Below are 22900 nucleotides of genomic sequence, written 5' to 3' on the forward strand. Positions count from 1 at the left end.
CATTTCCGACGCGTTCCCGACAGGTGGCCGTGAGAACCGGCTGCCCCGTCAGCCGATGCGCTCGGCGAGCGCCACCGTGATGCCCTCGGGTCCGCGGACGTAGGCCATGCGCCACACGCCGTCGTACTCCCCGATGCCGCCGACCAGTCCGTAGCCGTCGGCGCCGAGCCGCTCGACCATCGACTGCAGGTCATCCACCTCGAAGGCGATGCTCCGCAGTCCGAGCTCGTTGGCCATCGCCGACGGCGAGCCCGGGACGTGCTCGGGCCGCTCGAAGCTCGAGAGCTCCACGCAGGTTCCGCCCCCCGGCGGCTGCAGCATCACGATCTGCGTGGCCGAGTCCGGGATGCCGGTCACCGTGTCGATGAAGTCGCCCTCGACGGTCGCCGAGCCCTGGATCTCCATCCCGAGGCGGACGAAGAACTCGGTCGCGGCCTCGAGGTCGGCGACGGTGATGCCCACGTGGTCGAAGTGTCGAACGGCCATGGCCCATCGTCACATCGCACGGTCGCGGGAAGGGAGTGAAGGGCGCGAAGCCGCGCTCGCTGCGGTCAGCGAGCGTGGTCGAGGACGCGCTGACGCACCGCGCGCAGCGCAGCCGCCGCCTGCGGGGTCACGCGCTCCGGGTCGGTGAACCAGTCCAGAAGGGCGCTGTCGTCGCGGGTGACCCCGGCGAGCTGGTCCGCGACCGCCGCAGCCACCAGGGCGCCGGTGTGCGGCACCAGAAGGGAGTCGCCCAGCGCCTCCGCGGCCCAGTGCTCGGCCGCCCGGACCAGGTCGTCGTCGACGTGCTGCCGACGCGCGTGTGCCAGGGCGTTCGCCGCTGCGGGGAGGGCGCCGACCGCCTCCTCGCCCGCCACCGAACGCACCTCCGCCACCAGCGCGTCGAGGTGGGTCTCGAGCAGCCACGACGGCATGCCGCGAGCGGCCAGGACCCGCGAGAGCCACTCGACCTGGCGGATGGCGCGGCCCTCGCCGAGGCCGGCCAGGGAGATGAGCCACGCCGAGTCGGTCGTCGCGAAGCGCGAGCCGCGCTCGCCGTAGCGGGCGCCGTAGTACGGCATCGCGTCGATCGAGCCCTGTGCCGCCCGGACGGCAGCGCGCAGAAGCGTCGCGTCCGTCGTGATGTCGTAGCCGCCGGATGCGGGGTTGACCACCGCGGCGTCGACCGACTGTCCCGAGGCGCGCCGGATGAGGCCGGCCGTCACGTGGGCCTCGCTCTCGGCGACGAGGGCGGCCACCACCTCCGGGTCGGTGCCCGCGACGGGCTCGCCGGCCAGGGCTGCGCGCAGGATGGCCTCGTCGGTCGAGCCGGTGGCGACCACGAGCCGCTCGACACCGACGACGGCGGCGACCACGGCCGGGTCCTCGAGCCGACCGGTCAGCGTGCGGTCGGCGTGGTCGAGGAGGAGCTGGTGAGCCTCATCCGGGCCCGGGGCGGCAGTCATGACCTTCATTCTCGCGCGCCCGCAGGGCTCGCCCTGCAGGTGCCCGCGTCGCCCACGGGACGGCATACGCTCCCGGATTCGCGGGTAGCGTCGGAGACGTGGTCGAGAAGCTGGGTTACGACGTGGTGCGTCGCTACGACGAGTTCGAGCTGCGGCGCTACGCCCCGCACGTCGTCGCCGAGGTCGTCGTCCGGGCGCCCTTCGAGGAGGCCGGCAACCTCGCCTTTCGGACGCTCGTGGGCTACATCGGCGGCCAGAACCGCTCGAAGACCAAGGTCGCGATGACGGCACCCGTCCTGCAGCAGCCGTCCGAACGCATCGCGATGACCGCGCCCGTCGAGCAGCGCGAGACGTCCCAGGGGGAGTATGCCGTCGCCTTCGTGCTGCCCTCCTCGCTCACTCTCGAGAGCGCACCCGTACCGACCGACCCGGACGTCCATCTGTCGCAACGACCGGGCGTCCTCGCGGCCGCGCGCCGCTACCGCGGCGGGTGGGGCAGGGGCGCCTTCGAGCAGCACCGCGGCGAGCTCGACCAGGCGGTGCGGGCGGCCGGGCTGACGCCGGTCGGACCGGTGAGGTGGGCCCGCTTCGACCCGCCGATCATGCCGGCTTTCCTGCGCCGCAACGAGATCGTGCAGGACGTCGTCGAGGGTGCAGGCGCGGCCCAGCCGCCCGGGTAGCCGGCGCCGGCACGCCGTCGTCGGGTTCGGTCGAGGGGTCCCGGGTCACCCCTCCACGAGCAAACCCGGGACCCCACGGTGAGGGCCGCACTCTGCAGCGCGGCTCTCGACGCTGACGTACCCACGAGCCGCGCCGACTGACCACTTCCTCCCGATTTGTCCGGCTGTCATGTCCAGTCGCTGCAGCGACAGCCTTCGCCCGGGGAATGGGCCATCGCCTGTCGCTGTTCACGAGACGGAGCGCATACCCACCGGGGGTATGCCGGGCGGTCGCCTCGGACGACCCGGGCGCCCTCGAGGAAGGAGAGGCCATGAGCGACACGCAGCACCAGCACCATGCCGGACACGAGATGCAGGACGGTCCCGGGAAGCACGCCGGTCACGGCGGCGGTCTCGGCTCCATGGCCGCCAGCGCCACGCTGCACTGCCTCACCGGCTGTGCGGTCGGCGAGATCCTCGGCCTCATGGTCGGCACGGCGGTCGGCCTGGGGTCCGGTGCCACCATCGCGCTCTCGATCGCGCTCGCCTTCGTGTTCGGCTACACGCTCTCGAGCCTGCCCCTGCTCCGCGGCGGCCTCACCTTCGGCGCCGCGCTCAGGCTCGTCCTGGCCGCGGACACCGTCTCCATCCTGACGATGGAGGTCGTCGACAACCTCGTCATGGCCGTGATCCCGGGCGCGATGAACGCGGGCCTCGTCAACGCGGTCTTCTGGGTCAGCATGTCGATCTCGCTGGCTGCCGCCTTCCTCGCGGCCTACCCGGTCAACCGCTACCTCCTCTCGCGCGGCAGGGGCCACGCGCTGACCCACGAGCACCACGGCGCCAACGGCCCGGTCACGGGCGCGCGACGGCTCATCCCCGTGATCTCGACCTCGACCATGGCGGCGGCCATCGCGGCCTTCATGCTCGGCGGCTTCGTGGTCTCCGTCGCGGACGGGATCGCGAGCCCGACCACGTCCGGGCAGTCCTCCTCGTCGCCGGCGCCCGCACACGCGGCGCCCACCGGCTCCCGCTGAAGCCCCCGCACTGTCGCCGCCCGGCCCTACGCTTCCGTCAACCGCAACAGGGAGCGAGGACCGGGATGGCCGACGAGACGTACGACGACCGGCAGGGTGAGCGGTTCGAGCGGGCGCGCCTGACGGGCGCGACCTTCGAGGACGTCTACCTCGACGGCGCCCGGTTCCACGACGTCGTCCTCAGCGGCGCGTCGCTGCGCATGGTCGACCTGCGCGGCCTCCGGGCGCGCGACGTGTGGCTCGAGGACGTCGAGATCACCGGCGACATCGGCAACCTGACGATCAACGGCGTCGACGTGGCGCCGCTCGTCGAGGCCGAGCTCGACCGCAGGCACCCCGACCGGCCCAAGATGCGGCCCACCGACGCGGCCGGCTACCGCGAGGGCTGGGACGTCGTCGAGCGGCTCTGGGCGCAGACGGTGCAGCGCGCCCGCACCTTCCCGCCCGAGCTGCTGCACGAGCGGGTCGACGGGGAGTGGTCGTTCATCGAGACGCTGCGCCACCTCGTCTTCGCCACCGACGCGTGGGTGCGCCGAGCCCTGCTCGGCGACCCGGAGCCGTGGCACCCGCTCGACCTGCCGCACGACGACATGCCCGACAGTCCACCCGTGCCGCGCGACCGGGAGGCCCGACCCGGTCTCGACGAGGTGCTGGCCCTGCGCGCCGACCGCATGGCCACGGTGCGACGGGTCGTCGACGAGCTGACCGACGAGGCGCTCGCCGGATCCACCGAGCCCGTCCTCGAGCCGGGCTATCCCGAGCCGGAGTCCTTCCCCGTGTCACGGGTCCTCGGGACCATCCTCAACGAGGAGTGGCAGCACCGGCTCTACGCCGAGCGGGACCTCGACGTGCTCGCGGCGCGGACGACCGGCTGAGCCCTCATCGTCGCTGACGAGGCGGGGCGGCTCGCTCCGCGGTCCCGAGCGGCCGGCTATCTCGGGGTGAGGCCGAGTGCCTGCTCCGCCTCGTCCAGGAAGGCCTGGTCCGCCCGGGCCCGCCGCAGCCCGAACAGGGCAGTGAGCAGCCGAGGGTCGCGCGGCGGGCGGTCATCGGTGTCGGGGTCGACTCCCCGATCCGTCAGGATCTGCAGGCAATGAGCCTCGGACTGCTCGGCCCGGGCTCGCCAGTCCCTGACGAGACGACCGGCGAGGTCGACCGGCCCGTGAGCGGCGAAGAACAGCTGCAGCTGCTGCGGATGGCGCGGTCGCTCGCTGATCTCCAGGCCGTCGAGCCACTCGGTGAAGGCCTCGCGCCCGGCTTGGGTCACGGCGTAGACCCGCTTGTCGGGAAGCCCCTTCTGGACGACCGCGCTGCTCGACACGAAGCCACGACTCTCGAGGCGCGGCAGCTCGGCGTAGAGCGCCGAGCGCGTCACCGGCCAGAAGTGCGCGACGCTGCGTTCGGCGCGCCGCCACAGGTCGTAGCCACTGGCCGGGCTGTCGAGGAGCAGCCCGAGCGCCAGCCAGCCCGCCATCCCGCGGTCCGTGGTCCTCGTCGCCATCCCTGTCCCCCTTGCTGGTTGCCGTGCTGGAGCCTAGCATCCAATCAGGACTAGTCCTGATTGGACTATCACATTGGCCCAACCACGCCACGGTGAGTCCCGCCACGGTCCGCGCGGCATCCGCGCGGACGGACCGCGACAGCAAGGAGACCCCATGACCCCCTTCACCCTGCAACAGCTGGTCGCTGCCGCTCGGGCCGGACTCGACGAGGCAGAGCAGCGAGGAGTGCCGTCGGGGCTGTGCCTCGTCGACGACGGTGGACACGTCCTGGTTCAGCTGCGCCACCCCGACGCGCCGGTGGGCGCCGGCGACAGCGCCCTCACCAAGGCGCGCACCGCCGCGTGGCTCGGGTTCGACACCGGCGCGCTGCCGCCGACCTCGCCCGTGGTGCCGGCCATGACCTCCGGCGTCCCGTGGTCGGTGGCCGTCTTCCCTGGCGGGCTGGTGCTGCGCCAGCACGGTCGGATCGTGGGGGCGGTGGGGGTGGGTGGGAGCACTGACCCCTCCGACGACGTGGCCGCGGCCCGAGCCGCGGCTGCGCTCCTGACCGCCGCCGCCACTCCAGCAGCCACCCAGTAGCCACCTCAGGCGCCACCTCCTCAGGAGCGCCGACCGGATGACGCGGGTGCTGCCGGCCGCCGCCAGCACCGCGACCGAGGTCTCAGCCGGCCGGAACCATTCATGGAACAGTCCGTGACTCACAGGCGGATCCCGGCCTGCTCCCAGCCAGTGGTTCTATCGTGAGCCCTTCCATCGAGTGTCGCGGGGGCCCGGCTCGGCCGACCCGCCGATCCCAGGAGGGTGCCATGGCCGATCTCGGGTGGCCGGAACTGGCCATCATCGCCCTCGCCGTCGTGCTGCTCTTCGGCTGGAAGCGGATGCCCGACATGGCCCGCAGCCTCGGCCGTTCCGCCCGCATCTTCAAGTCGGAGATGGACCAGATGCACCGTCCCGACCCGGCCGTCGAGGCCGAGGAGCGCGCCGCCGCCGCCGAGGCGGAGTTCAAGCGCCTGCGCGACGAACTGGAGGCGCGACGCCACCAGGCGTGACCGAGCCCGGCGGACGGCATACGCCCTCTCCGCCGGCGCACCTGCCCGACGACGTGTGCCGGGTGCCGGCGCAGCCGGTCAGGCGACGGTGTGGATCGGGTCGCGCGGCAGCTTGCGCACCTTCGCCCGGCGCCGGCGCCGCTCCGGGATCATCGAGCGCATCTCCTCGAGCCTGCCGAAGCACAGCAGCCGGTCCTCGGCCTCGAGCACCACGCGGCGCCGCGGGTTGGGGATGACGCTCGCGCCGCGGTGCAGCGTCAGCACCTGCAGGTCGCGCTCCTCGAGCCCGGAGTCACCGATGGTCTTGCCGATGATGTCGGCGCCGGCGTGCACGACGAGCTCGGCGACGCCGTAGCCGGTCGAGACGGTGAGCCGCTGGCGCACGTCGATCTCGGGGAAGGCAACCTGGCCGGCGATGTAGTCGACGATCGCCCCGGCCACGTCGAGCTTGGTGGCCATCTCGATGCCCTCGAGCCCGGGGGAGGAGTTGACCTCCATGACGAGCGGGCCCTCGTTGCCCTCGAGCATGTCGACGCCGGCCACCCGCAGGCCCATGATCTGCGCCGAGCGCACGGCAGCCTGCTCGTACTCGGGGCTCAGCTCCGCCGGCTCGACGGTGCCGCCGCGGTGGACGTTCGAGCGGAACTCGTCGCCCTTGGCGCGCCGGCGCATCGCCGCCACGACCCGGTCGCCGACGACGAGGGCGCGGATGTCACGGCCCTTGCTCTCGCTGACGAAGCTCTGGATGAGCACGTTCTGGTTCGTGCTGTGCAGCGTCTCGATGATCGCCTCGGCGATCTTGATCTCCGGCGCGAGGATGACCCCGATGCCCTGCGTGCCCTCGAGCAGCTTGATGACGACGGGCGCGCCGCCGACGCGCTCGATGGCGGGCATCACGTCGGCGCGGTTGCGCACGAAGGTCGTCGCCGGCATGCCGATGTTGTGCCGGGATAGGATCTGCGCCGCGCGGAGCTTGTCGCGGGCGTTGGAGATGCCGTTGGCGATGTTGGGCGTGTAGACGTCCATCTGCTCGAACTGCCGCACGACCGCGGTGCCGAAGTAGGTGATCGAGCTGCCGATGCGCGGCAGGATCGCGTCGTAGTCCGAGATCGGCCGCCCCCGGAACTGCAGGTCCGGTTCCGGACCCGAGAGGTCGATCGCGAAGCGCAGCGTGTTGAGCACCCGCACCTGGTGCCCGCGGTCGAGCGCGGCGGTGCGCAGGCGTTGCGTGGAGTACGCACGCGGCGCGCGCGAGAGGATCGCGAGTTTCATGCAGGGTCCTGCCAAGATGGGCGGGTGTCGGGGCCGGCCTATTCAAGCACTGCCGTCGGGTGGCGGGAATGGGCCGGTATGCCCGGGATCGGGCTGCCCTGGGTCAAGGCCAAGATCGACACCGGAGCCCGCACCTCGTCCCTCCATGCGGAGCACGTCGAGGAGTTCGAGCGCGACGGCCGGCCGTGGGTGCGGTTCACCGTCCACCCGTGGCAGGACTCCGACGCCGACCCGCAGACGGTCGAGTGCCCGGTCCACGACCGCCGCCGCGTCCGCAGCTCGTCCGGGCACGTCACGAGGCGGCTCGTCGTCCGGGTGGACCTCACCCTCGCCGGTCGCACCGTCCCCGCCGAGGTGACGCTGAGCAAGCGCGACCGGATGGGCTTCAGGATGCTCGTCGGCCGTGAGGCGCTGCGCCAGGGCTACGTCGTCGACCCCTCCCGGTCGTATGCCGGGGGCCGGCCGCCCAAGGAGATCCGCCGCCGCAACCGCGGCCGCTGACCACCACGGCGCTGCCGACGCTCGACGCCACCGGGGCGTCAGCCGGCGCCGGCCTCGTGCAGTGCCAGCAGACGCTCCTCGGCGGCCGAGTCCATCGGACTGCCGGCGCGGTTGTTCGGCCGCTCTGGCAGCCCCTCACGTTGCAACCACGCCCACGTGTCGGCGACCGTCTCGGACATCGGGCGGCAGCGCAGGCCCGCCGCCGCAGCGGCTGCCGTGTCGAGGGCGTGCAGGCCGGCCGCCTCACCGGTCGGCGGGACCCAGATCGGCAGTTCGGTCCACGGCTCGACGCCCGCCGCCTCGACCGTCGACGGGTCGACCCAGACCAGCTCGGCCTCGCTGCCGGTCACGTTCCGGGCCTCCTCGAGCAGCGCGCCCATGGTCGTGTGCCCGGGCCGGCTCACGGTGTTGTAGGTGCCTACCGGCTGCGAGCCGAGCACCCAGTCGGCGATGTCGCGGCAGTCGACGAACTGCAGCGGCCGGTCACGTGGACCTGGCGCCGGCACCCGGCCGCCGGCCGCGATGCGGCGGAGCCAGAACGGCATCCGGCCGACGATCTCGTAGGGCCCGAGGATGAGGCCGGCGCGGGCGATCGCGACGTCACCGTCGAACTCGGCGAGGGCCGCGAGCTCGCCTCCGCGCTTGGCGGCCGCGTAGTCGGTGCTCTCGGTCGACGACGGGTCGCCCTCGTCGACCGGGGCGCTCTCGTCGGAGCCCAAGGCGATCGGCCAGGTGTAGACGGAGCATGACGAGATGTAGGTGTAGTGCCGTGCACGCCCACTGAGCAGGCGGGCGGACGTCTGCACCGCGACCGGCGCGGCCGACCACGTGTCGACGACGGCGTCCCACTCGTCGCCGGCCAGGGCCGCGCGCATCGCCTCGGGGTCCAGCCGGTCGGCGTGCCGCGCCTGCGCGCCCGGGACCGGGGTCCCGGTGAGCCCGCGCGTCACCGTGGTGACCTCGTCGCCGCGGGCGAGGGCCGTCTCGACGAACGCGCGGCCGACGTGGTGGGTGCCTCCGAGGACGAGCAGTCTCATGCGCTGATCCTCACCGCCGGACGGCGCACAGCCAAGCAGATTCGCCGAGAACGGAACCGCCGTGGGTCCGACCAGCCGCCCGGAGGTCTGGCAGGGTGCTCGCGTGGGAGCCACACACGACTGGAGCACGAGCGTCGACGCCGAGCACCTGGACGAGGTCCGCCGCGACCGGGCGGCGCTGGCGCCCGGCGGGTTGCCGCACCTGCTCCTGGAGGTCCTGGCCTACCCCGTCGACGAGGCGCGGGAAGGCACGACCAGTCAGGTGCGCGTCGTGCTGCACGCCGACGGGTCCGTCTCCGTGTCCGACGACGGTCGCGGCACCGAGACGCGGGTCGACGCGGACGGCGTGGCACGGGTCAAGCCCGTCATGGCGACGAGGGACCTGCGCTTCTACGGCCGGTCCGACGCGCCGCTGCTGCCCGACGGCCACCGCCGGTCCGGCATCTCGGTCGTGGCCGCCCTCAGCGAGTGGCTCGTGCACACCAACCGCCGGGCGGAGGGCAGCTGGCGCCGACGTTTCGAGCACGGGCTGCCGGTCGGAGAGCTGGAGACGCTGCCGGCCCAGCACGCGTCGGGCACCGTCGTGCACTTCCGCCCCGACCCCGATCTGGTCGACTCAGCCGTGTCGGTCTCGGAGCTGCTCGAGGCGACGAGGGCGTATGCCGCCGTCGTGCCGGTCGAGGTCGTGGACGAGCGTGGGTGAAGGGGCGCCGTACCGGGGACCCCGCTTCGGCCGATGACCGGGCGACCCGGCATACGATGCGAGGATCCCCAGCCCACGAAGGAGTGGCCCGTGCCCCGCGACCTCGCCCCCGACCTCGTCGAGCGCCTCACGAAGGCGTTCGAGGCCGACCCCACCGCCCGCATGCTGCAGAACGCCGTCACGACGACGTCGGTCGACGACATCGCCCTCGACCGCCGGGTCGTCACGAGCATCGACCACTCCGTGTCGCACCTGCTCGACGACTGGGCCGCGACGTCGCAGGAGAAGAGCGGCCGCTGTTGGCTCTTCGCCGGCACCAACCTGCTGCGCGCCGGCGCCCGCCAGAAGCTCGGCGTCAAGGACTTCGAGTTCTCCCAGAACCACCTGCTCTTCTGGGACAAGTTCGAGAAGGCCAACCACTGGCTCGAGTCGATCATCGCCACGGCAGACCGCGACGTCGACGACCGCACGGTTGCGCACCTGCTCGCCACGCCGGCCGAGGACGGCGGGCAGTGGAACATGTTCGTCGCGCTCGTGGTCAAGCACGGGCTCGTTCCCAAGGTCGCGATGCCGGAGACGAAGAGCTCGAGCAACACCCGCCTGATGAACCGCGACATCGGCACGATCCTGCGCCAGGGCGCCCGCGACCTGCGGGCGCGCGCCGCGGAGGGCGCTGACGCCGACGAGCTGCGCGAGGCCAAGGAGCAGGTGCTCACCTCGGTGCACCGCCTGCTGTGCATCCACCTCGGCACACCGCCCGAGACGTTCGTCTGGCAGTGGAAGGACAAGGACGGCGGCTTCCACCGGGACGGTGCGATGACGCCGCTCGACTTCGCCGAGCGCTACGTCACGATCCCGCTCGAGGACTACGTCTGCCTCGTCAACGACCCCCGTCCGGGCAGCCCGTACGGCCGCACGTTCACCGTCGAGCACCTCGGCAACGTCGTCGGGGCGCCCCCCGTCACCTACCTCAACGTCGAGGCCGACCTCATGAAGTCGCTCGCGGCCACGGCGATCGTCGGCGGCGAGCCGGTGTGGTTCGGCTGCGACACCGGGCAGATGTCGCACGCCGACCTGGGCCTGTGGGACGCCGGCCTCTACGACCACGCCTCGGTCTACGGCACCGAGCCGAGCCTCGGCAAGGCCGACCGGCTGTTGCACCACGAGTCGCTCATGACCCATGCGATGCTCTTCACCGGCGTCGACCTGCACGACGACGTCCCGCGGCGCTGGCGCGTCGAGAACAGCTGGGGCACCGAGCGTGGCGACAAGGGCTTCATGACGATGAACGACAGCTGGTTCGCCGAGTTCGTCTTCGAGGTCGCCGTACGCCGTGACGCCCTCCCCGCGGAGCTGCAGGAGGCCCTCGGCCAGGACCCGATCGTCCTGCCCGCCTGGGACCCCATGGGCGCCCTCGCCCGTTGACGGAGGGGACGACGCCCGGGCCGGTGACGGATGCCGACGTGCCGGCATACGTCGCCGCGCTCGGGCTGCCGGGGCTCGCGGACATCCACGTGCACTTCCTGCCCGAGTCGATGCAGCGCAAGGTGTGGGGCTACTTCGACGAGGCGGAGGCGCACTACGGCGCTCCGTGGCCGGTGACCTACCGGTTCGACGAGCAGCGGCGGCTCGAGACGCTGCGGGCGTTCGGGCTCAAGGCGATTCCCGCGCTGGCCTACCCGCACAAGCTCGGCATGGCCCAGTGGCTCAACGAGTGGTGCGCCGACTTCGCGGACCGCGTGCCGGACGCCGTGCGCTGCGCGACGTTCTACCCCGAGCCGGGGGTCGGCGACTACGTCGCCGAGGCGCTCGACGCGGGTGCTCGCCTGTTCAAGATGCACGTGCAGGTCGGCGATTTCACCCCGGACGACGAGCGGCTCGAGCCGGCCTGGGCGCGTCTCGAGGCGGCCGGTGTGCCGGTGGTCGTGCACGCCGGCTCCGCGCCGTTGCAGGGGCGGCACACGGGTCCGCGCGCGGTGCGTGAGGTGCTGCGCCGGCACCCGGACCTCGTGCTCGTCATCGCCCACCTCGGCATGCCGGAGTACCACGAGTTCGCCGACCTCGCCGACGAGTTCGCGGGTGTGCACCTCGACACGACGATGAACGGAACGGACTTCACCAACCGCTTCGCGCCCTTCCCCGACGGCTACGTCGAACGGCTGGAGGCGCTCCGGGACCGGGTCGTGCTCGGCTCGGACTTCCCGAGCATCCCGTACCCGTACGCGCACCAGCTCGAGGCGCTCGCCCGACTCGGTCTCGGCGACGAGTGGATGCGAGCGGTCCTGTGGCACAACGGCGCCCGCCTGCTGCGACTGGCCCCGAGCTGAGCCGTCAACGCAGGTAAGTCGCCAGGAACGCCTCGGTGCGGCGGATCGACGTGTCCCACTGGGGCGAGGCCAGCGTGTGCCGGCCACCGGGGTAGACGTCGAGCTGCACCGACTTGCCCCTGGCCTTCAGGGCGGCGACCGTCTCGCGGGACCAGTCGAGCGGGCACTCCTCGTCGGCCGTGCCGTGGTGGATGAGCAGTGGCTCGGTGATGCGGCCGAAGTACGTGCGCGGGCTCGTCGCCGCCCACCTCGCCGGCTGCGCCTCCGGCGTGCCGAGTCGCGCGATCACGGCCCGGGCCGCGCTCGCCCGCGAGGCGTCCCGGCGCACCCACTTGTCGAAGTTGTCGACGGTGTCCGAGCTGACCGGCGCGTACGCCACCGCCGCGCGGAAGAGCCCCGGCCGTGCGACGAGCGCGTTGTAGACGACGCCACCGCCCATCGACCGGCCGACCAGCGCGATGCGGCCACGTGCGACGAACGGCGCCTTGTCGAGCGCCAGCCCGGCGTTGATCGCATCGACCGTGTAGCCGGTCCGCAGGTCGGCGTCGTTGCTCGGGTCCGTGTCGGACTGGGCGTGGTTGCGGTAGTCGATGTGCAGCGTGACGTAGCCGCGCCGGGCCAGGTGGTCGCGCTCGCGGAGCATCGTCTGCCCGTTCGTGTACGCCGCCGGGTCGACGTAGCCGTGCGCCAGCACGACGGCCGGGAAGGGGCCGGTGCCCCGGGGGATGTTGATCCGACCGGAGATCGTCAGCCCGTTGCTCTGGTAGGTCACGAAGTACTGGCGGTAGGCGTCGGTGCTGCCGCCCTCGCGCCCCAGCCGCAGGGGGCCGGCGTCGTAGCGCATCGCGATGAGCGCCGGGATCGACGCCGGATCCGGTCTCGCCGCCGGTGCGGTCGTCGTCGCGCTCGGCGAGGACGGCGCGGGGGCGGAGGCGCTGGGGCTCGCCGACCTCGCGGTGCCGGCGGCCGCTGTCCGGCTCTGCGTCTGCGAGCTGCCACCCCGAGCGTCGATGGCCGCACCGCTCGTGCAGGCGCCGAGCAGCAGCCCCGCGCTCAGGGCAGCGGCGACGGCGGCGGTCGGCGACGGCATACTCCAGTCTCTCCCGGGATCGAGGACAGCCCGTCAGGCCAGGGTGGCCGCGGCCTCGAGGATCGTCCAGGCCTGCAGCTGCGGCGACAGCTCGAGCGGCGGCCGCGGGGCCGACCCGCCGGGCTCGAGCGGGAACACCGCCACCGTGCTCGCGGTGCCCACTGGCACGCTCGACCGCCCTGCCCACAGCGCCTCGGCGGTGTCAAGGACGAGCCGCCGCGCCGTGCCGCGCACCTCGTCGCCGAGGCGGGACCCGGGAGCGGCCGCCAGCGCGAGGTAGCGCACGAGGATCCCGGTGAAGAGCCCGCCGTCGCCCCCGCCGTGGGTCCGCAGCGCTCGGATCCCGTCGACCTCGACCGTCAGCCCGGCGTCGACGGCCGCGACCAGCGCTGCCGCGCGCGCCAGGCTCTCGTCGTCGCCCAACGTGACGAGCGCGCCGAGCACGGTGCCCTGGTTGTAGGTCCAGACGCCCGGCACGAGCACCTCCTCGGCGCCCTGCAGCCGTATGCCGTCGAGCACGAGGCCGCTCTCCGGCGACCACAGGCGGTCGTAGAGCCAGCCGACGAGCCGGTGCGCCTCGTCCGTCTCGCCGAGCCGGGCCAGGTGCAGCGCGGCCGGTCCGGTGGCCGGGCTGTTCTTGAAGTCGCGGTCGCGGTTCCAGAAGAGCCCGCCGCCGAGGTCGTCGGTGTGCGCCGAGCGCAGCTGCGCCGTCAGGTGACGACCCGCCGAGCGCAGGCGGCGCAGCCTGTCACTGCGCCCGATCTCGGCGTGCAGGCCCTCGAGCCGCCATGAGGCCAGCGCCAGCCAGGCCATGTCGTCGTAGAAGGCGTTGGTCCACCTGAACCCGTTGCGCAGCCGAATGGTCGCGAGGACTCGATCCCCTTGACGGGCGTGCTCGCTCGCGCCCTGCGCGTCACCGCACCGGAGCGCGCGGAGCCCCGCGTCGACGATGGCGTCGAGGTAGTGCGCCTGCCACCAGTAGTTCCACGAGCCCGCCACGCCCACGAACCGGCGAGGGCCGCCGCCCCGTGAGCGCGTGACGCGCGCGAGGTGCGTCAGCGGCACACCCAGGAGCCGCCCGGCGAAGAGCGCGCTGACGGAGCGTTCGGCCTCCGCGGCCCGCTCGTCGAGCGCCGTCGCGGGGCGTGGTGGGAGGGACTGTGGGGCGGGGCCGACGGTCACGCGAGCGACGCTACCGCCGCCGGCGGTCGGTCCCTCCGTCCCCGACCCCGCCTCAGCTGACGGATGCCGCCTTGACCTTGAGCTCCTCCGCGGCCTTCTCGTAGGCGGCGTGGGTGGCTTCGTCGATCTCCTCGGGATACGCCCCGATGAAGATCATGTTGAGGTCGACGTCACCGACGGCCGTCGCGACCTGGGTGCCCTCGAAGCCGTCGAGCGCACCACCCTGCGCGGTGATCCGGAACGCCACGGCGTCCTTGCTCGCGTCGGGGGCCCGGACGCTGCGCACGGCCATGGTCGAGCGCCCCTCGGGGAGGCGCATGGTGACCTTCGGGCACGCCGCGACGGCGGCGCGGAGCGTCTGGTGGAAGGCCGAGACGTGGGCTGCGGTGCCCAGGGCGTCGAGCGACTGGTCGACGAACGGACCGTCCTGGCCGCCGGAGAACGACGTCTGCGCGGTGGCCATCGAGCCGGGAGCGTGGTCGGCGTTCATGATGTCGACGAGGGGCTTGCAGCGCGGGTCGGAGGACGAGATGTTCGCGCTGCCGGAGGAGCCGTCGGGCGGCTCGACCGAGTAGCCCGAGGGCAGGTCGTCGAGGACGAGCAGCGCCTTCTGCAGGCTCGCCTTCGTCCGCTTGGGGGCGGCAGCCGCGGGCGCGGTGGTCGTGGCGCTGGGGGTCGTCTCGACGGACGTCATGGTCGGCGTGGCGGTGCTCGCCGCCTTGCTGGCCGTCCCGGACGTCGCACCGGCGCTCGTGCCGGCCGGGGTGGACGCCGGCCCGGAGGTGCAGGCGGCGAGGAGGACGACGACGGGCAGGGCGAGCAGGGGCCGGGTGAGGCGGCGACGGGAGGGCATGGGCGCGAGGCTATAGCCCGGCGAAGCGCCAAATGTCCCAATCCATGGCGATGTGTCCGATCGGTGACCTGGCCGCTCAGGCGGCCCGAGGGCCCGCGCGTCCGCAGTCTGCGGGACCCGGGCGCGTGACCTCTGGCAGGACCGGCTCGTTGACCGACGAGCCCGTTCCCGGACGAAGGAGTCCTCGTGCCCCGAATCTCGCGAACCACCCGCCTCGCCCGCAGCGCCGTCGCGCTCGTCGCGGGCCTCGGTGCGACGGCTGCCCTGACGGCAGGGACCCCGTCCGTCGCAGCAGCGGCGGCCAGGCAGCCCCAGGTCGTCCAGCTCGGCGACTCCTACTCGGCCGGCAACGGCACCGGCACCTACGAGGAGCGCGACTGCTACCGCTCCGCGGACAACTACGGCTCGCAGGTCGCCGCCTCGATCGGCGCCACCTACGTCGACGCGGCGTGCAGCGGCGGCGTGGTCCCCGACATCCTCAACCCCCGCGCGCTCGGCAACGCCTCCACCAAGAGCGCCACCTACTCGATCGACCCGGCGACCTACCCCGACCAGAAGGGCGAGTGGATGCGGCGCGCGCAGACCGAGCGCCTCTGCGGGGTCCCGGCCCAGCCGGACTTCTCCTACACCTACACGTTCGTCACCGGGGCCGGCGTCGGCAGTCTCTACACCGGCACGGTGTCCTGCCAGCTGATGACGAGGGCGCAGATCGACTCGGTCACCCCCGACACCGACTACGTCTTCGTCACCATCGGCGGCAACGACATCGGCTTCTCCACGATCGTCGTCGACTGCCTGACCCTGCGCGACCCGACGAGCTGCAAGCAGGCGCTCGATGCGGCCACCGCCAAGGCGCCCACGATGGTCGAGCGCACCAAGGCCGCTCTGCGCGCGGTCGAGCAGAGGTCGGGCGGCCACGCGCAGGTCTACCTGCTCAGCTACCCGTTCCTGATCAACCAGGAGAGCTACGGCATCCCGGAGGCCGCGCCGGTCTACGACGCCGGCAAGGCGCTCAATGACCTGCAGCGGCTCGGCGACCAGCTCCAGGCTCGCGGCATCGCCGAGCTCAACGCCGAGCCCGGGGCCGACAACTACCACTTCGTCGACACGGTCAAGCAGGCCTGGGGCGGGCGCGTCCACGGGCTCGACCCGCGCGTCGTGGCCGACAACTCGAACGCCTGGCTCGTGCCGGTGGGCACGCCGGGGCGCGACACGGCCGAGTTCGTCCACCCGACCCAGCCCGGCTGGAACGCCACCGCCGGAGCCCTGCGGACCGCCGTGGGCAGCTGACCACCCCGCTGCGCTGGGTGGAGGTATGCCGTCGCGCCGGGTCGCGACGGCATACCTCCATCGCGTCGGCGCACCCCGCAACAGGTCAGAGCTCGAGGGTCATGAAGGTGCTGTGCGGGTCGAGGCGGTAGCTGCCGAACGGGCCGCACTCGGTGAAGCCGTGCGCGGCGTAGAGGGCCCGGGCGGGGGCGAAGAAGTCGTCGGACCCGGTCTCGAGGCTGATGCGAGCCAGGCCCCGGCGGCGGCCCTCGGCGAGGATCTCGGCGAGCACCGCTCGGGCGACGCCGCGGCGCCGGGCGCCCGGGGCGGTGCGCATGGACTTGACCTCGCCGTGACCCGGCTCGATCTCGGTCAGGGCGCCGCAGCCGAGCACCGCGTCACCGTCGCGGGCGACCCACACGGTGACGCCCGGCGCCCGCAGGCCCTCGAGGTCGAGGGCGTGCGTGCTCTCCGGCGGCGAGATGGACCGCAGCTGCGAGACGTGCCCGTCGAGCAGCTCGACGACGGCGGGATCGGTGAGGTCGTCCACCGTGATCTGCATGGCCACATCGTCCGGCATGGCGTCAGCAGACGTGGATGCGGGTCGGTCAGGCCCAGATGGCGGCCGGGATGCCGTCGGAGAAGACTTCCGGCGGGTCGGGCAGCGACCGGGCCCGACCGTTCGCGTGCCGGGCGGCCGACCACGCGACGGCGCAGGCGTCGAGGACGTCGTCGGCGGCATACCCCTGGCCCTGGAGGACTGACGGACGGGCGATGCCAGCGGCGGCGAGAGCCTCGAGGCGGAACCTCCGGCCCTCGTCGGTCTTCTTGCTCGCGAGGATCGGCGCGCCGGTCATGGTCGTGAAGGACAGCTCGGGGTGGATCTCGAGGACGGTCACGGTGGGGCGGGTGCGCAGCCACGCGTCGACCTCGACGATCTTGTCGCGCAGGGCGAACGCCTGGGCGCCGACACCCTGACCGACGAGCTCGCGGTTGACGGCGTCCGCCTCGAGACGGGTGGCGGACGCATACGCCGAGCGGGTGAGCGTCGAGAAGATGGACGACGCCTTGCCCGGCAGCGCGCGGCGGGCGAGGACGTCGGCCTGACGGATCGTGCTGTCCGGCAGGCCGATCGGGATGTCGATCCCCACCACCCGGATGCCGGTCGACTCGCGCACCATGGCGACGAGCTCGGCGATGGTCGGCGCGACGACCACCCTGGGCCGCGGTGCTCCCGGCTCCAGCAGCGCGCCCACCCAGCCGGCGGAGCAGCCGTCGACCCCCAGGACCGGAACGAGGACCTCCACCGGGGCGGGGCGACCCGACGTCGTCGCGCCAGGCACATCGGTCGCATCGAGCGCGTCGGCAAGACGGCTCAGCGCCGCGACGGCGTCCGCGACGGCCCGACGCACCGGGTCGGTCGCGTCCCCGGCAACACCGTGTCCGCCCGTCAGCTCGGTCGCGAGCTCGGCGGCGAAGGCGCGCGCCCGGTCACGCCACTGCTCGGTGTCCATGGCACCACCCAACCGCATGCCCGAACCGCAGCCGAACGGCCGACGTCCCGCAGGTCAGGCGTCGCGGGCGGGGTGACCCTCGAGTGCCGGCAGGTCGGCGGGCAGGTCGAGGAGCTTGTCTGCGGTCACCGGCAGGTCTCGCACCCGGATGCCGGTCGCGTGCCAGGCGGCGTTCGCGACCGCCGCGGCGGCCCCGACGATGCCGATCTCACCGATGCCGCGCGAGCCCATCGGGTTGGTCAGCGGGTCGGACTCGTCGAGCCACATCGCCTCGATCGCGGGCACGTCGGCGTGCGAGGCGACGTGGTACGTCGCGAGGTCCTGCGTGACGACGTGCCCGAAGCGCGGGTCGCGGACCGACTCCTCGAGCAGGCCGGAGCCCAGGCCCATGACCATGCCGCCGATGAGCTGCGACCGGGCAGTGGTCGGGTTGATGATCCGGCCGGCGGAGAAGACGCCGAGCATCCGGCGCAGGCGGGGCTCGCCGGTCCACACGTTGACGCCGAGCTCGACGAAGTGGGCGCCGAAGGAGTGCAGCGAGTGGGTGTCCATGGCCGGGTTGTCGGGCGGCGTGCCCGTGCTGACGTCGCCGACGGCGGGTGAGGCGCCGTGCTCGTCGCGGAACGCCCGCGCAGCCCCGACGATGGCCGACCCCCACGACGCCGTTCCGGCGGACCCGCCCGCGACCGTGGCCTGGGGCAGGCTGCTGTCCCCGAGGTGCACATCGATGTCGCCGACCTCCACGCCGAGCGCGTCGGCGGCGATCTGCCCGAGGACGGTGAGCGCCCCGGTGCCGATGTCGGCGGCGCCGATGCTGACGGCATACCGTCCACCCCCGAGCGCCTCGATGCGCGCGGTGTTGGCCGGCTGGCGGTAGTAGGGGTACGTCGCCGCGGCGACGCCCGTCCCGACGAGCCAGTCCCCGTCGAGGCGGGCGCCCGGACGCGGGTCCCGGTCGGCCCAGCCGAAGCGCTCGGCTCCGGTGCGCAGACACTCGACGAGCTTGCGGTGGCCGAACGGCTGCCCCGACTCTGGGTCCACCTCCGGCTCGTTGCGCACGCGCAGCTCGACCGGGTCGAGACCGCAGGCCACGGCCAGCTCGTCCATCGCCATCTCGTGCGCCGCCATCCCGGGCATCTCCCCGGGCGCTCGCATCCACGAGGGCACGGCGACGTCGAGCGCGACGAGGCGGTGGCTCGTGCGGCGGTTCGGGGCGGCATACATGTGCCGTGTCGCGACGGCGGTCTGCTCCGCGAACTCCTTGAGCGCCGAGGTCTGCTCGAGCACCGCGTGCTCGATCCCGAGCAGGGTGCCGTCGGCCCCGGCGGCGAGCCGGAAGCGCTGGATGGTCGCCGTCCGGTAGCCCGCGAGGGCGAACATCTGCTGCCGGGTCAGCGCCAGCCGCACCGGCCTTCCCGGGTGGGCGCGTGCCGCGAGCGCCGCCACGACGTCGTGCGCGTGCGGCAGCCCCTTGCTGCCGAACCCGCCCCCGACGTAGGGGGAGCGGACGCGCAGCTCGTCCGGCTCGAGCCCGAGGATCGGAGCGAGCTCCGAGACGACCCCGTGCACGCTCTGGGTCGACGCGTCGAGCACGAGACGGGGACCGTCGGTCTCGCCCTCGGCTGCCCAGCGGGCCGTCGTCGCGTGCGGCTCCATCGGGTTGTTGTGCTCGAAGGGCGTCGTGTAGGTCTCGTCCACGACGACCGCCGCAGCCTCGAGCGCGCGGTCCAGGTGGCCGACGGCCGTGTCGGTGGGGAAGGCCGGGTTCACCTGCTCGGGGGCGTACGCGTCGGGGTCGCCCGGGCGCAGCTCGGCCCGGTGCTCCTGCACGTCGTAGTCCACGCGCACCAGCCGCGCGCCCTCGCGTGCCGCCTCGGGCGACTCCGCCACGACGACGGCTACGACCTGACCGCGGAACGCGACGTCGGCCGTCTGCAGCACCTGCAGCTCGGCGTTCTCGCCGCTCTCGAGCCGGGGCGCGTCGGTGTGGTCGAGGACGGCCACGACGCCCTCGTGGGCCAGTGCCGCCTCGGCGTCGACGGAGCGCACGCTGCCCTTGGCCACCGTCGACTGCACGAGGTGCAGGAAGAGCGGGTCGTCAGCCGGCGCCTCGTAGGCGTACGTCGCCGCTCCGCGGACCTTGAGCGGTCCCTCGGTGCGGGCCACCCGGCTGCCCATCGCGACGGCCTCGAGCTGGTCCTGGCCGGCCTGGTCGGTGGTCATGCGCTCGCCTCCGTCGTGCCGGTCGGGCCCGTCGCCAGCCGGTGCAGCACCATGGTCGTGGCGCGTCGCACGATCGGGACCTTGTATGCCGTGTCGTCCGTCGTCGAGGCCGCCGCCAGCTCCGCGTCGAGTGCGCTGCGGACGGCCTCCGGGGTGAGCGGGACGCCACGCAGCGCTGCCTCGGCCCGGGTGGCCCGCCACGGCTTGTGGGCGACGCCGCCCCAGGCGATGCGGACGTCGACGACCCGAGGGCCGTCGCTGCTGCCGGGCGCGTCGTCGAGGTCGAGGACGACGGCGACCGAGACGAGGGCGAACGCGTACGACGCGCGGTCGCGGGCCTTGTAGTACGTCGAGACCGCCGAGCTCGGGAGCGGCGGCAGCTCGACGGCCGTGACCAGCTCGCCGTGCGCCAGCGTCGTGTCGTGCTGGGGCTCGTCGCCGGGCAGCCGGTGGAACTCGGAGAACGGGATGCGCCGCTCGCCGTCCGGACCGAGGACGACGACTGTGGCGTCGAGGGCCGCCATGGCGACCGCCATGTCGGACGGGTGCACCGCGACGCACTCGGGCGACTGGCCGAGGATCGCGTTGTAGCGGCCGTAGCCCTCGATCGCCGAGCACCCGGTGCCGGGCTCACGCTTGTTGCACGGCGTCGTCACGTCCTGGAAGTAGACGCAGCGGGTGCGCTGGAGCAGGTTGCCGGCCGTCGTGGCCTGGTTGCGGATCTGGCCCGAGGCACCGGAGAGCAGGGCGCGGGACAGGACGGCATACCGCTGGCGGACGACGGGGTGCGCCGCGAGGTCGCTGTTGCGGACGTTGGCGCCGACGCGGAGGCCTCCGCCTGGGAGATCGGTGATGTCGGTGAGCGGGAGGCGACTGACGTCGACGAGCCGGCTCGGTGTCGCGACCCCGAGCTTGAGGTGGTCGACGAGGTTGCTGCCGCCGGCGATGAACCGGGCGTCCGGGTCACCGCTCACGGCGGCGACGGCGGACTCGGCGTCGCGGGCGAGCTCGTGCACGAAGGCCTTCACGCGCCCGCCGCCTCTCGGATCGCGTCGACGATGTTGGGGTAGGCGCCGCAGCGGCACAGGTTGCCGCTCATCCGCTCGCGGATCTCGTCGTCGGTCAGCTCGACGTCGCCGGTGAGGTCGTCGGTGACGTGGCTGGGGTGGCCCTGCTTGGCCTCGTCGAGCATGCCGACGGCCGAGCAGACCTGGCCGGGGGTGCAGTAGCCGCACTGGAAACCGTCCCGGGCGAGGAACGCGTCCTGCACCGGGTGGAGCGCGCCCTCGCCGCCGCCGAGCCCCTCGGCCGTCGTGACCTCCGCGCCGTCGTGCGCGACGGCCAGCGTGAGGCAGGACAGGTGCCGGCGGCCGTCGAGCAGCACCGTGCACGAGCCGCACTGGCCGTGGTCGCAGCCCTTCTTCGGCGCGGTCACCGCGAGGCGGTCGCGAAGCGCGTCCAGCAGCGTGGTGCGGTGGTCGACGACGACGTCGTGCGCCGTGCCGTCGACCGTCAGCGTGATCCGGGATTCCATCTCTCACCGTCCTCGGGCTCACCCGTCCTGGCGTGGTCGTCGCGAGCGAACGACCGGTGAGGTCGTACCCGTCAGGGCGGTGCCCGCGTCGTGGACCGCTCGGAATGCCGCCGTCGCGCCGGAGGTTGTCGTCCTCATGGACACGAAGGCGGACACGAAGGCAACGATCGGCGTCACCGGCCTCGCGACGATGGGGCGCAACCTGGCCCGCAACATCGCCCGCCACGGCCACACGGTGGCCGTGCACAACCGCACGACCGCGCGCATGACCAGCCTCATCGAGCAGTTCGGCGACGAGGGCAGCTTCGTCGGTGCGGAGACCGTCGAGGACTTCGTCGCGGCGATCGAGCGGCCCCGGGCGGTCATCGTCATGGTCAAGGCCGGCGCCCCGACCGACGCGGTCATCGACGAGCTCGTCCCGTTGCTCGACGAGGGCGACATCGTCGTCGATGCCGGCAACGCGCACTACGCCGACACGCTCCGCCGCGAGAAGGCGCTGGCCGACAAGGGGATCCACTTCGTCGGCATGGGCGTCTCCGGTGGCGAGGAGGGTGCGCTCAACGGGCCCTCGATCATGGTCGGCGGCTCGGACCACGCCTACGAGCGGCTCAAGCCGGTCGTGGAGTCCATCGCCGCCCAGGTCGACGGCACGCCGTGCGCGGCGCACCTCGGGCCGGACGCCGCGGGTCACTTCGTCAAGATGGTGCACAACGGCATCGAGTACGCCGACATGCAGCTCATCGCCGAGTCCTTCGACCTGCTCCGCAGCGTGCTGGGGCTCGAGCCGGCCGAGATCGCCGACGTCTTCCGCGAGTGGAACGAGGGCGACCTCGAGTCCTTCCTCATCGAGCTGACCGCCGACGTGCTGGCCCACACCGACGCCTCCACCGGCAAGCCGTTCGTCGACGTCGTCGGCGACGCCGCCGAGCAGAAGGGCACCGGCCGCTGGACCGTGCAGAGCGCCCTCGACCTCGGCATACCGGTCACCGGCATCGCGGAGGCCACCTTCGCCCGCAGCCTCTCGGGCCACACGAGCCAGCGCGCCGCCGTGCGCCGGACGTTCGCCGACCTGGGCGACCTCGACGAGGCCGCGCAGCGCCAGGTCGAGCGCGACGCCTTCGTCGACGACGTCCGGGCCGCGCTGTACGCGTCGAAGATCGTCGCGTACGCCCAGGGCTTCGACCAGCTCGCCGCCGGCTCGAAGGAGTACGGCTGGGACCTCGACCTCGGCGAGGTCGCCACGATCTGGCGGGGCGGCTGCATCATCCGCGCCCGCTTCCTCGACCGGATCCGGGAGGCGTATGCCGCCGACGACGTCCTCGAGAGCCTGCTGACGGCGCCGTGGTTCGCCGAGGCGATCGGCAACGGCGTGCAGGCGTGGCGCCGGGTCGTCGCCGTCGCGGCCGAGCGCGGCGTGCCCGCCCCGGCGTTCGCGTCGTCCCTCGCCTACTTCGACGCCCTGCGCCGCGACCGGCTGCCCGCCGCGCTCATCCAGGCCCTGCGCGACAACTTCGGCGCGCACACCTACCTTCGGATCGACCGCGAGGGCTCCTTCCACACCAACTGGGCGGGCGACCGCGCGGAGAGCTCGATCGTCTGACTCGCTGCCCGAGGCGGCCCGTGCGCGGCCGCGCTGCCCACGACACTGTTGCGCTGGGCGCAACAGTGTCGCAGGCGCTGACCGCTCGGCCACGCGACCC

The 22900-nt window shown here is 73.1% G+C and carries 24 protein-coding genes; 11 read left to right on the top strand and 13 right to left on the bottom strand.

Annotated features, from left to right (window positions below; genetic code table 11):
- Window positions 1–48: 48 nt before the first annotated feature.
- Together ABD241_RS09970 and ABD241_RS09975 are read right to left on the bottom strand one after the other, a co-directional pair.
- A complete protein-coding gene (locus ABD241_RS09970) occupies window positions 49–486 on the bottom strand; it encodes a VOC family protein (RefSeq protein ID WP_344061367.1) in 438 nt (145 codons plus the stop codon).
- Between the two features lie 65 nt (window positions 487–551).
- The gene (locus ABD241_RS09975; RefSeq protein ID WP_344061370.1) at window positions 552–1448 is read right to left on the bottom strand and encodes a hypothetical protein; all 897 of its coding nucleotides are present in this window, start codon (window positions 1446–1448) and stop codon (window positions 552–554) included.
- 98 nt (window positions 1449–1546) lie between these two features.
- Here ABD241_RS09975 and ABD241_RS09980 point away from each other — a divergent pair, with 98 nt between their 5' ends.
- From ABD241_RS09980 to ABD241_RS09990, 3 genes are all read left to right on the top strand, one after another.
- Window positions 1547–2128 (top strand): SOUL family heme-binding protein, encoded by a 582-nt coding sequence (locus ABD241_RS09980; RefSeq protein WP_344061373.1) that lies wholly within the window; start codon window positions 1547–1549, stop codon window positions 2126–2128.
- A gap of 311 nt (window positions 2129–2439) precedes the next feature.
- Window positions 2440–3144 carry a DUF4396 domain-containing protein gene (locus ABD241_RS09985; RefSeq protein ID WP_344061376.1) on the top strand — a complete coding sequence of 235 codons (705 nt, stop codon included), beginning with the start codon at window positions 2440–2442 and terminating at the stop codon, window positions 3142–3144.
- A 65-nt stretch (window positions 3145–3209) separates the two neighbouring features.
- Window positions 3210–4019, top strand: a complete 810-nt coding sequence (locus tag ABD241_RS09990; protein WP_344061379.1) for a DinB family protein — start codon at window positions 3210–3212, stop codon at window positions 4017–4019.
- 56 nt (window positions 4020–4075) lie between these two features.
- Here ABD241_RS09990 and ABD241_RS09995 read toward each other — a convergent pair whose 3' ends face one another.
- A complete protein-coding gene (locus tag ABD241_RS09995) occupies window positions 4076–4645 on the bottom strand; it encodes a PadR family transcriptional regulator (protein ID WP_344061382.1) in 570 nt (189 codons plus the stop codon).
- Between the two features lie 154 nt (window positions 4646–4799).
- Between ABD241_RS09995 and ABD241_RS10000 the strand changes: the two genes are divergently transcribed.
- Both ABD241_RS10000 and tatA read left to right on the top strand, forming a co-directional pair.
- Window positions 4800–5225, top strand: coding sequence for a GlcG/HbpS family heme-binding protein (locus ABD241_RS10000; protein ID WP_344061385.1), 426 nt, complete (start codon window positions 4800–4802; stop codon window positions 5223–5225).
- 227 nt (window positions 5226–5452) lie between these two features.
- A complete protein-coding gene (tatA, locus tag ABD241_RS10005; protein WP_344061388.1) occupies window positions 5453–5695 on the top strand; it encodes a Sec-independent protein translocase subunit TatA in 243 nt (80 codons plus the stop codon).
- A gap of 78 nt (window positions 5696–5773) precedes the next feature.
- Here tatA and ABD241_RS10010 read toward each other — a convergent pair whose 3' ends face one another.
- Window positions 5774–6967 (bottom strand): RimK family alpha-L-glutamate ligase, encoded by a 1194-nt coding sequence (locus ABD241_RS10010; RefSeq protein WP_344061391.1) that lies wholly within the window; start codon window positions 6965–6967, stop codon window positions 5774–5776.
- Window positions 6968–6991: 24 nt separating this feature from the next.
- Here ABD241_RS10010 and ABD241_RS10015 point away from each other — a divergent pair, with 24 nt between their 5' ends.
- Window positions 6992–7468: a putative ATP-dependent zinc protease gene (locus tag ABD241_RS10015; RefSeq protein WP_142180598.1), complete on the top strand. Its 477-nt coding sequence runs from the start codon at window positions 6992–6994 to the stop codon at window positions 7466–7468.
- 38 nt (window positions 7469–7506) lie between these two features.
- On the opposite strand, the gene ABD241_RS10020 is transcribed toward ABD241_RS10015, so the two are convergent.
- On the bottom strand, window positions 7507–8505 hold the full coding sequence (locus tag ABD241_RS10020) for an NAD-dependent epimerase/dehydratase family protein (RefSeq protein WP_344061395.1): 999 nt from the start codon (window positions 8503–8505) through the stop codon (window positions 7507–7509).
- Window positions 8506–8608: 103 nt separating this feature from the next.
- Here ABD241_RS10020 and ABD241_RS10025 point away from each other — a divergent pair, with 103 nt between their 5' ends.
- The 3 genes from ABD241_RS10025 (at window position 8609) to ABD241_RS10035 (ending at window position 11535) form a co-directional block, all read left to right on the top strand.
- The gene (locus ABD241_RS10025) at window positions 8609–9208 is read left to right on the top strand and encodes an ATP-binding protein (protein ID WP_344061398.1); all 600 of its coding nucleotides are present in this window, start codon (window positions 8609–8611) and stop codon (window positions 9206–9208) included.
- Between the two features lie 90 nt (window positions 9209–9298).
- The gene (locus ABD241_RS10030) at window positions 9299–10633 is read left to right on the top strand and encodes a C1 family peptidase (protein ID WP_344061401.1); all 1335 of its coding nucleotides are present in this window, start codon (window positions 9299–9301) and stop codon (window positions 10631–10633) included.
- A gap of 23 nt (window positions 10634–10656) precedes the next feature.
- Window positions 10657–11535 (top strand): amidohydrolase family protein, encoded by an 879-nt coding sequence (locus ABD241_RS10035; RefSeq protein ID WP_344061404.1) that lies wholly within the window; start codon window positions 10657–10659, stop codon window positions 11533–11535.
- A 4-nt stretch (window positions 11536–11539) separates the two neighbouring features.
- Here ABD241_RS10035 and ABD241_RS10040 read toward each other — a convergent pair whose 3' ends face one another.
- The 3 genes from ABD241_RS10040 to ABD241_RS10050 are packed head-to-tail and all read right to left on the bottom strand — an operon-like array spanning window position 11540 to window position 14660.
- Complete coding sequence (locus ABD241_RS10040) at window positions 11540–12625, bottom strand: alpha/beta hydrolase family protein (RefSeq protein ID WP_344061407.1); 1086 nt, start codon at window positions 12623–12625, stop codon at window positions 11540–11542.
- A gap of 33 nt (window positions 12626–12658) precedes the next feature.
- The gene (locus ABD241_RS10045) at window positions 12659–13807 is read right to left on the bottom strand and encodes a glycoside hydrolase family 76 protein (protein ID WP_344061410.1); all 1149 of its coding nucleotides are present in this window, start codon (window positions 13805–13807) and stop codon (window positions 12659–12661) included.
- A gap of 52 nt (window positions 13808–13859) precedes the next feature.
- The gene (locus ABD241_RS10050; RefSeq protein ID WP_344061413.1) at window positions 13860–14660 is read right to left on the bottom strand and encodes a hypothetical protein; all 801 of its coding nucleotides are present in this window, start codon (window positions 14658–14660) and stop codon (window positions 13860–13862) included.
- Window positions 14661–14846: 186 nt separating this feature from the next.
- Here ABD241_RS10050 and ABD241_RS10055 point away from each other — a divergent pair, with 186 nt between their 5' ends.
- Window positions 14847–15950 (top strand): SGNH/GDSL hydrolase family protein, encoded by a 1104-nt coding sequence (locus ABD241_RS10055; protein WP_344061416.1) that lies wholly within the window; start codon window positions 14847–14849, stop codon window positions 15948–15950.
- Window positions 15951–16035: 85 nt separating this feature from the next.
- Here ABD241_RS10055 and ABD241_RS10060 read toward each other — a convergent pair whose 3' ends face one another.
- The 5 genes from ABD241_RS10060 to ABD241_RS10080 are packed head-to-tail and all read right to left on the bottom strand — an operon-like array spanning window position 16036 to window position 21200.
- Window positions 16036–16509, bottom strand: a complete 474-nt coding sequence (locus ABD241_RS10060) for a GNAT family N-acetyltransferase (protein WP_344061419.1) — start codon at window positions 16507–16509, stop codon at window positions 16036–16038.
- A 28-nt stretch (window positions 16510–16537) separates the two neighbouring features.
- Window positions 16538–17443 (bottom strand): DUF429 domain-containing protein, encoded by a 906-nt coding sequence (locus ABD241_RS10065; RefSeq protein WP_344061422.1) that lies wholly within the window; start codon window positions 17441–17443, stop codon window positions 16538–16540.
- Between the two features lie 54 nt (window positions 17444–17497).
- Window positions 17498–19666: a xanthine dehydrogenase family protein molybdopterin-binding subunit gene (locus tag ABD241_RS10070; protein ID WP_344061425.1), complete on the bottom strand. Its 2169-nt coding sequence runs from the start codon at window positions 19664–19666 to the stop codon at window positions 17498–17500.
- Window positions 19663–20694 carry an FAD binding domain-containing protein gene (locus ABD241_RS10075; protein ID WP_344061428.1) on the bottom strand — a complete coding sequence of 344 codons (1032 nt, stop codon included), beginning with the start codon at window positions 20692–20694 and terminating at the stop codon, window positions 19663–19665. The genes ABD241_RS10070 and ABD241_RS10075 overlap by 4 nt, the downstream gene beginning before the upstream one ends.
- A complete protein-coding gene (locus ABD241_RS10080; RefSeq protein WP_344061431.1) occupies window positions 20691–21200 on the bottom strand; it encodes a 2Fe-2S iron-sulfur cluster-binding protein in 510 nt (169 codons plus the stop codon). The genes ABD241_RS10075 and ABD241_RS10080 overlap by 4 nt, the downstream gene beginning before the upstream one ends.
- 136 nt (window positions 21201–21336) lie before the next feature.
- Here ABD241_RS10080 and gndA point away from each other — a divergent pair, with 136 nt between their 5' ends.
- On the top strand, window positions 21337–22800 hold the full coding sequence (gene gndA, locus ABD241_RS10085) for an NADP-dependent phosphogluconate dehydrogenase (RefSeq protein WP_344061434.1): 1464 nt from the start codon (window positions 21337–21339) through the stop codon (window positions 22798–22800).
- Window positions 22801–22900 lie beyond the last annotated feature (100 nt).

This window comes from Terrabacter lapilli (genome assembly GCF_039531305.1).
Lineage (GTDB): Bacteria > Actinomycetota > Actinomycetes > Actinomycetales > Dermatophilaceae > Terrabacter > Terrabacter lapilli.

Excerpts from the sequence above, each read along its gene's own strand:
- ABD241_RS09970 (WP_344061367.1), bottom strand. The coding sequence starts at position 486 with ATGGCCGTTCGACACTTCGACCACGTGGGCATCACCGTCGCCGACCTC.
- ABD241_RS10000 (WP_344061385.1), top strand. The coding sequence starts at position 4,800 with ATGACCCCCTTCACCCTGCAACAGCTGGTCGCTGCCGCTCGGGCCGGA.
- ABD241_RS10065 (WP_344061422.1), bottom strand. The coding sequence starts at position 17,443 with ATGGACACCGAGCAGTGGCGTGACCGGGCGCGCGCCTTCGCCGCCGAG.
- gndA (WP_344061434.1), top strand. The coding sequence starts at position 21,337 with ATGGACACGAAGGCGGACACGAAGGCAACGATCGGCGTCACCGGCCTC.
- ABD241_RS10020 (WP_344061395.1), bottom strand. The coding sequence starts at position 8,505 with ATGAGACTGCTCGTCCTCGGAGGCACCCACCACGTCGGCCGCGCGTTC.
- ABD241_RS10060 (WP_344061419.1), bottom strand. The coding sequence starts at position 16,509 with ATGCCGGACGATGTGGCCATGCAGATCACGGTGGACGACCTCACCGAT.
- ABD241_RS10070 (WP_344061425.1), bottom strand. The coding sequence starts at position 19,666 with ATGACCACCGACCAGGCCGGCCAGGACCAGCTCGAGGCCGTCGCGATG.
- ABD241_RS10040 (WP_344061407.1), bottom strand. The coding sequence starts at position 12,625 with ATGCCGTCGCCGACCGCCGCCGTCGCCGCTGCCCTGAGCGCGGGGCTG.
- ABD241_RS10050 (WP_344061413.1), bottom strand. The coding sequence starts at position 14,660 with ATGCCCTCCCGTCGCCGCCTCACCCGGCCCCTGCTCGCCCTGCCCGTC.
- ABD241_RS09975 (WP_344061370.1), bottom strand. The coding sequence starts at position 1,448 with ATGACTGCCGCCCCGGGCCCGGATGAGGCTCACCAGCTCCTCCTCGAC.
- ABD241_RS09995 (WP_344061382.1), bottom strand. The coding sequence starts at position 4,645 with ATGGCGACGAGGACCACGGACCGCGGGATGGCGGGCTGGCTGGCGCTC.
- ABD241_RS10080 (WP_344061431.1), bottom strand. The coding sequence starts at position 21,200 with ATGGAATCCCGGATCACGCTGACGGTCGACGGCACGGCGCACGACGTC.
- tatA (WP_344061388.1), top strand. The coding sequence starts at position 5,453 with ATGGCCGATCTCGGGTGGCCGGAACTGGCCATCATCGCCCTCGCCGTC.
- ABD241_RS10010 (WP_344061391.1), bottom strand. The coding sequence starts at position 6,967 with ATGAAACTCGCGATCCTCTCGCGCGCGCCGCGTGCGTACTCCACGCAA.
- ABD241_RS09985 (WP_344061376.1), top strand. The coding sequence starts at position 2,440 with ATGAGCGACACGCAGCACCAGCACCATGCCGGACACGAGATGCAGGAC.
- ABD241_RS09990 (WP_344061379.1), top strand. The coding sequence starts at position 3,210 with ATGGCCGACGAGACGTACGACGACCGGCAGGGTGAGCGGTTCGAGCGG.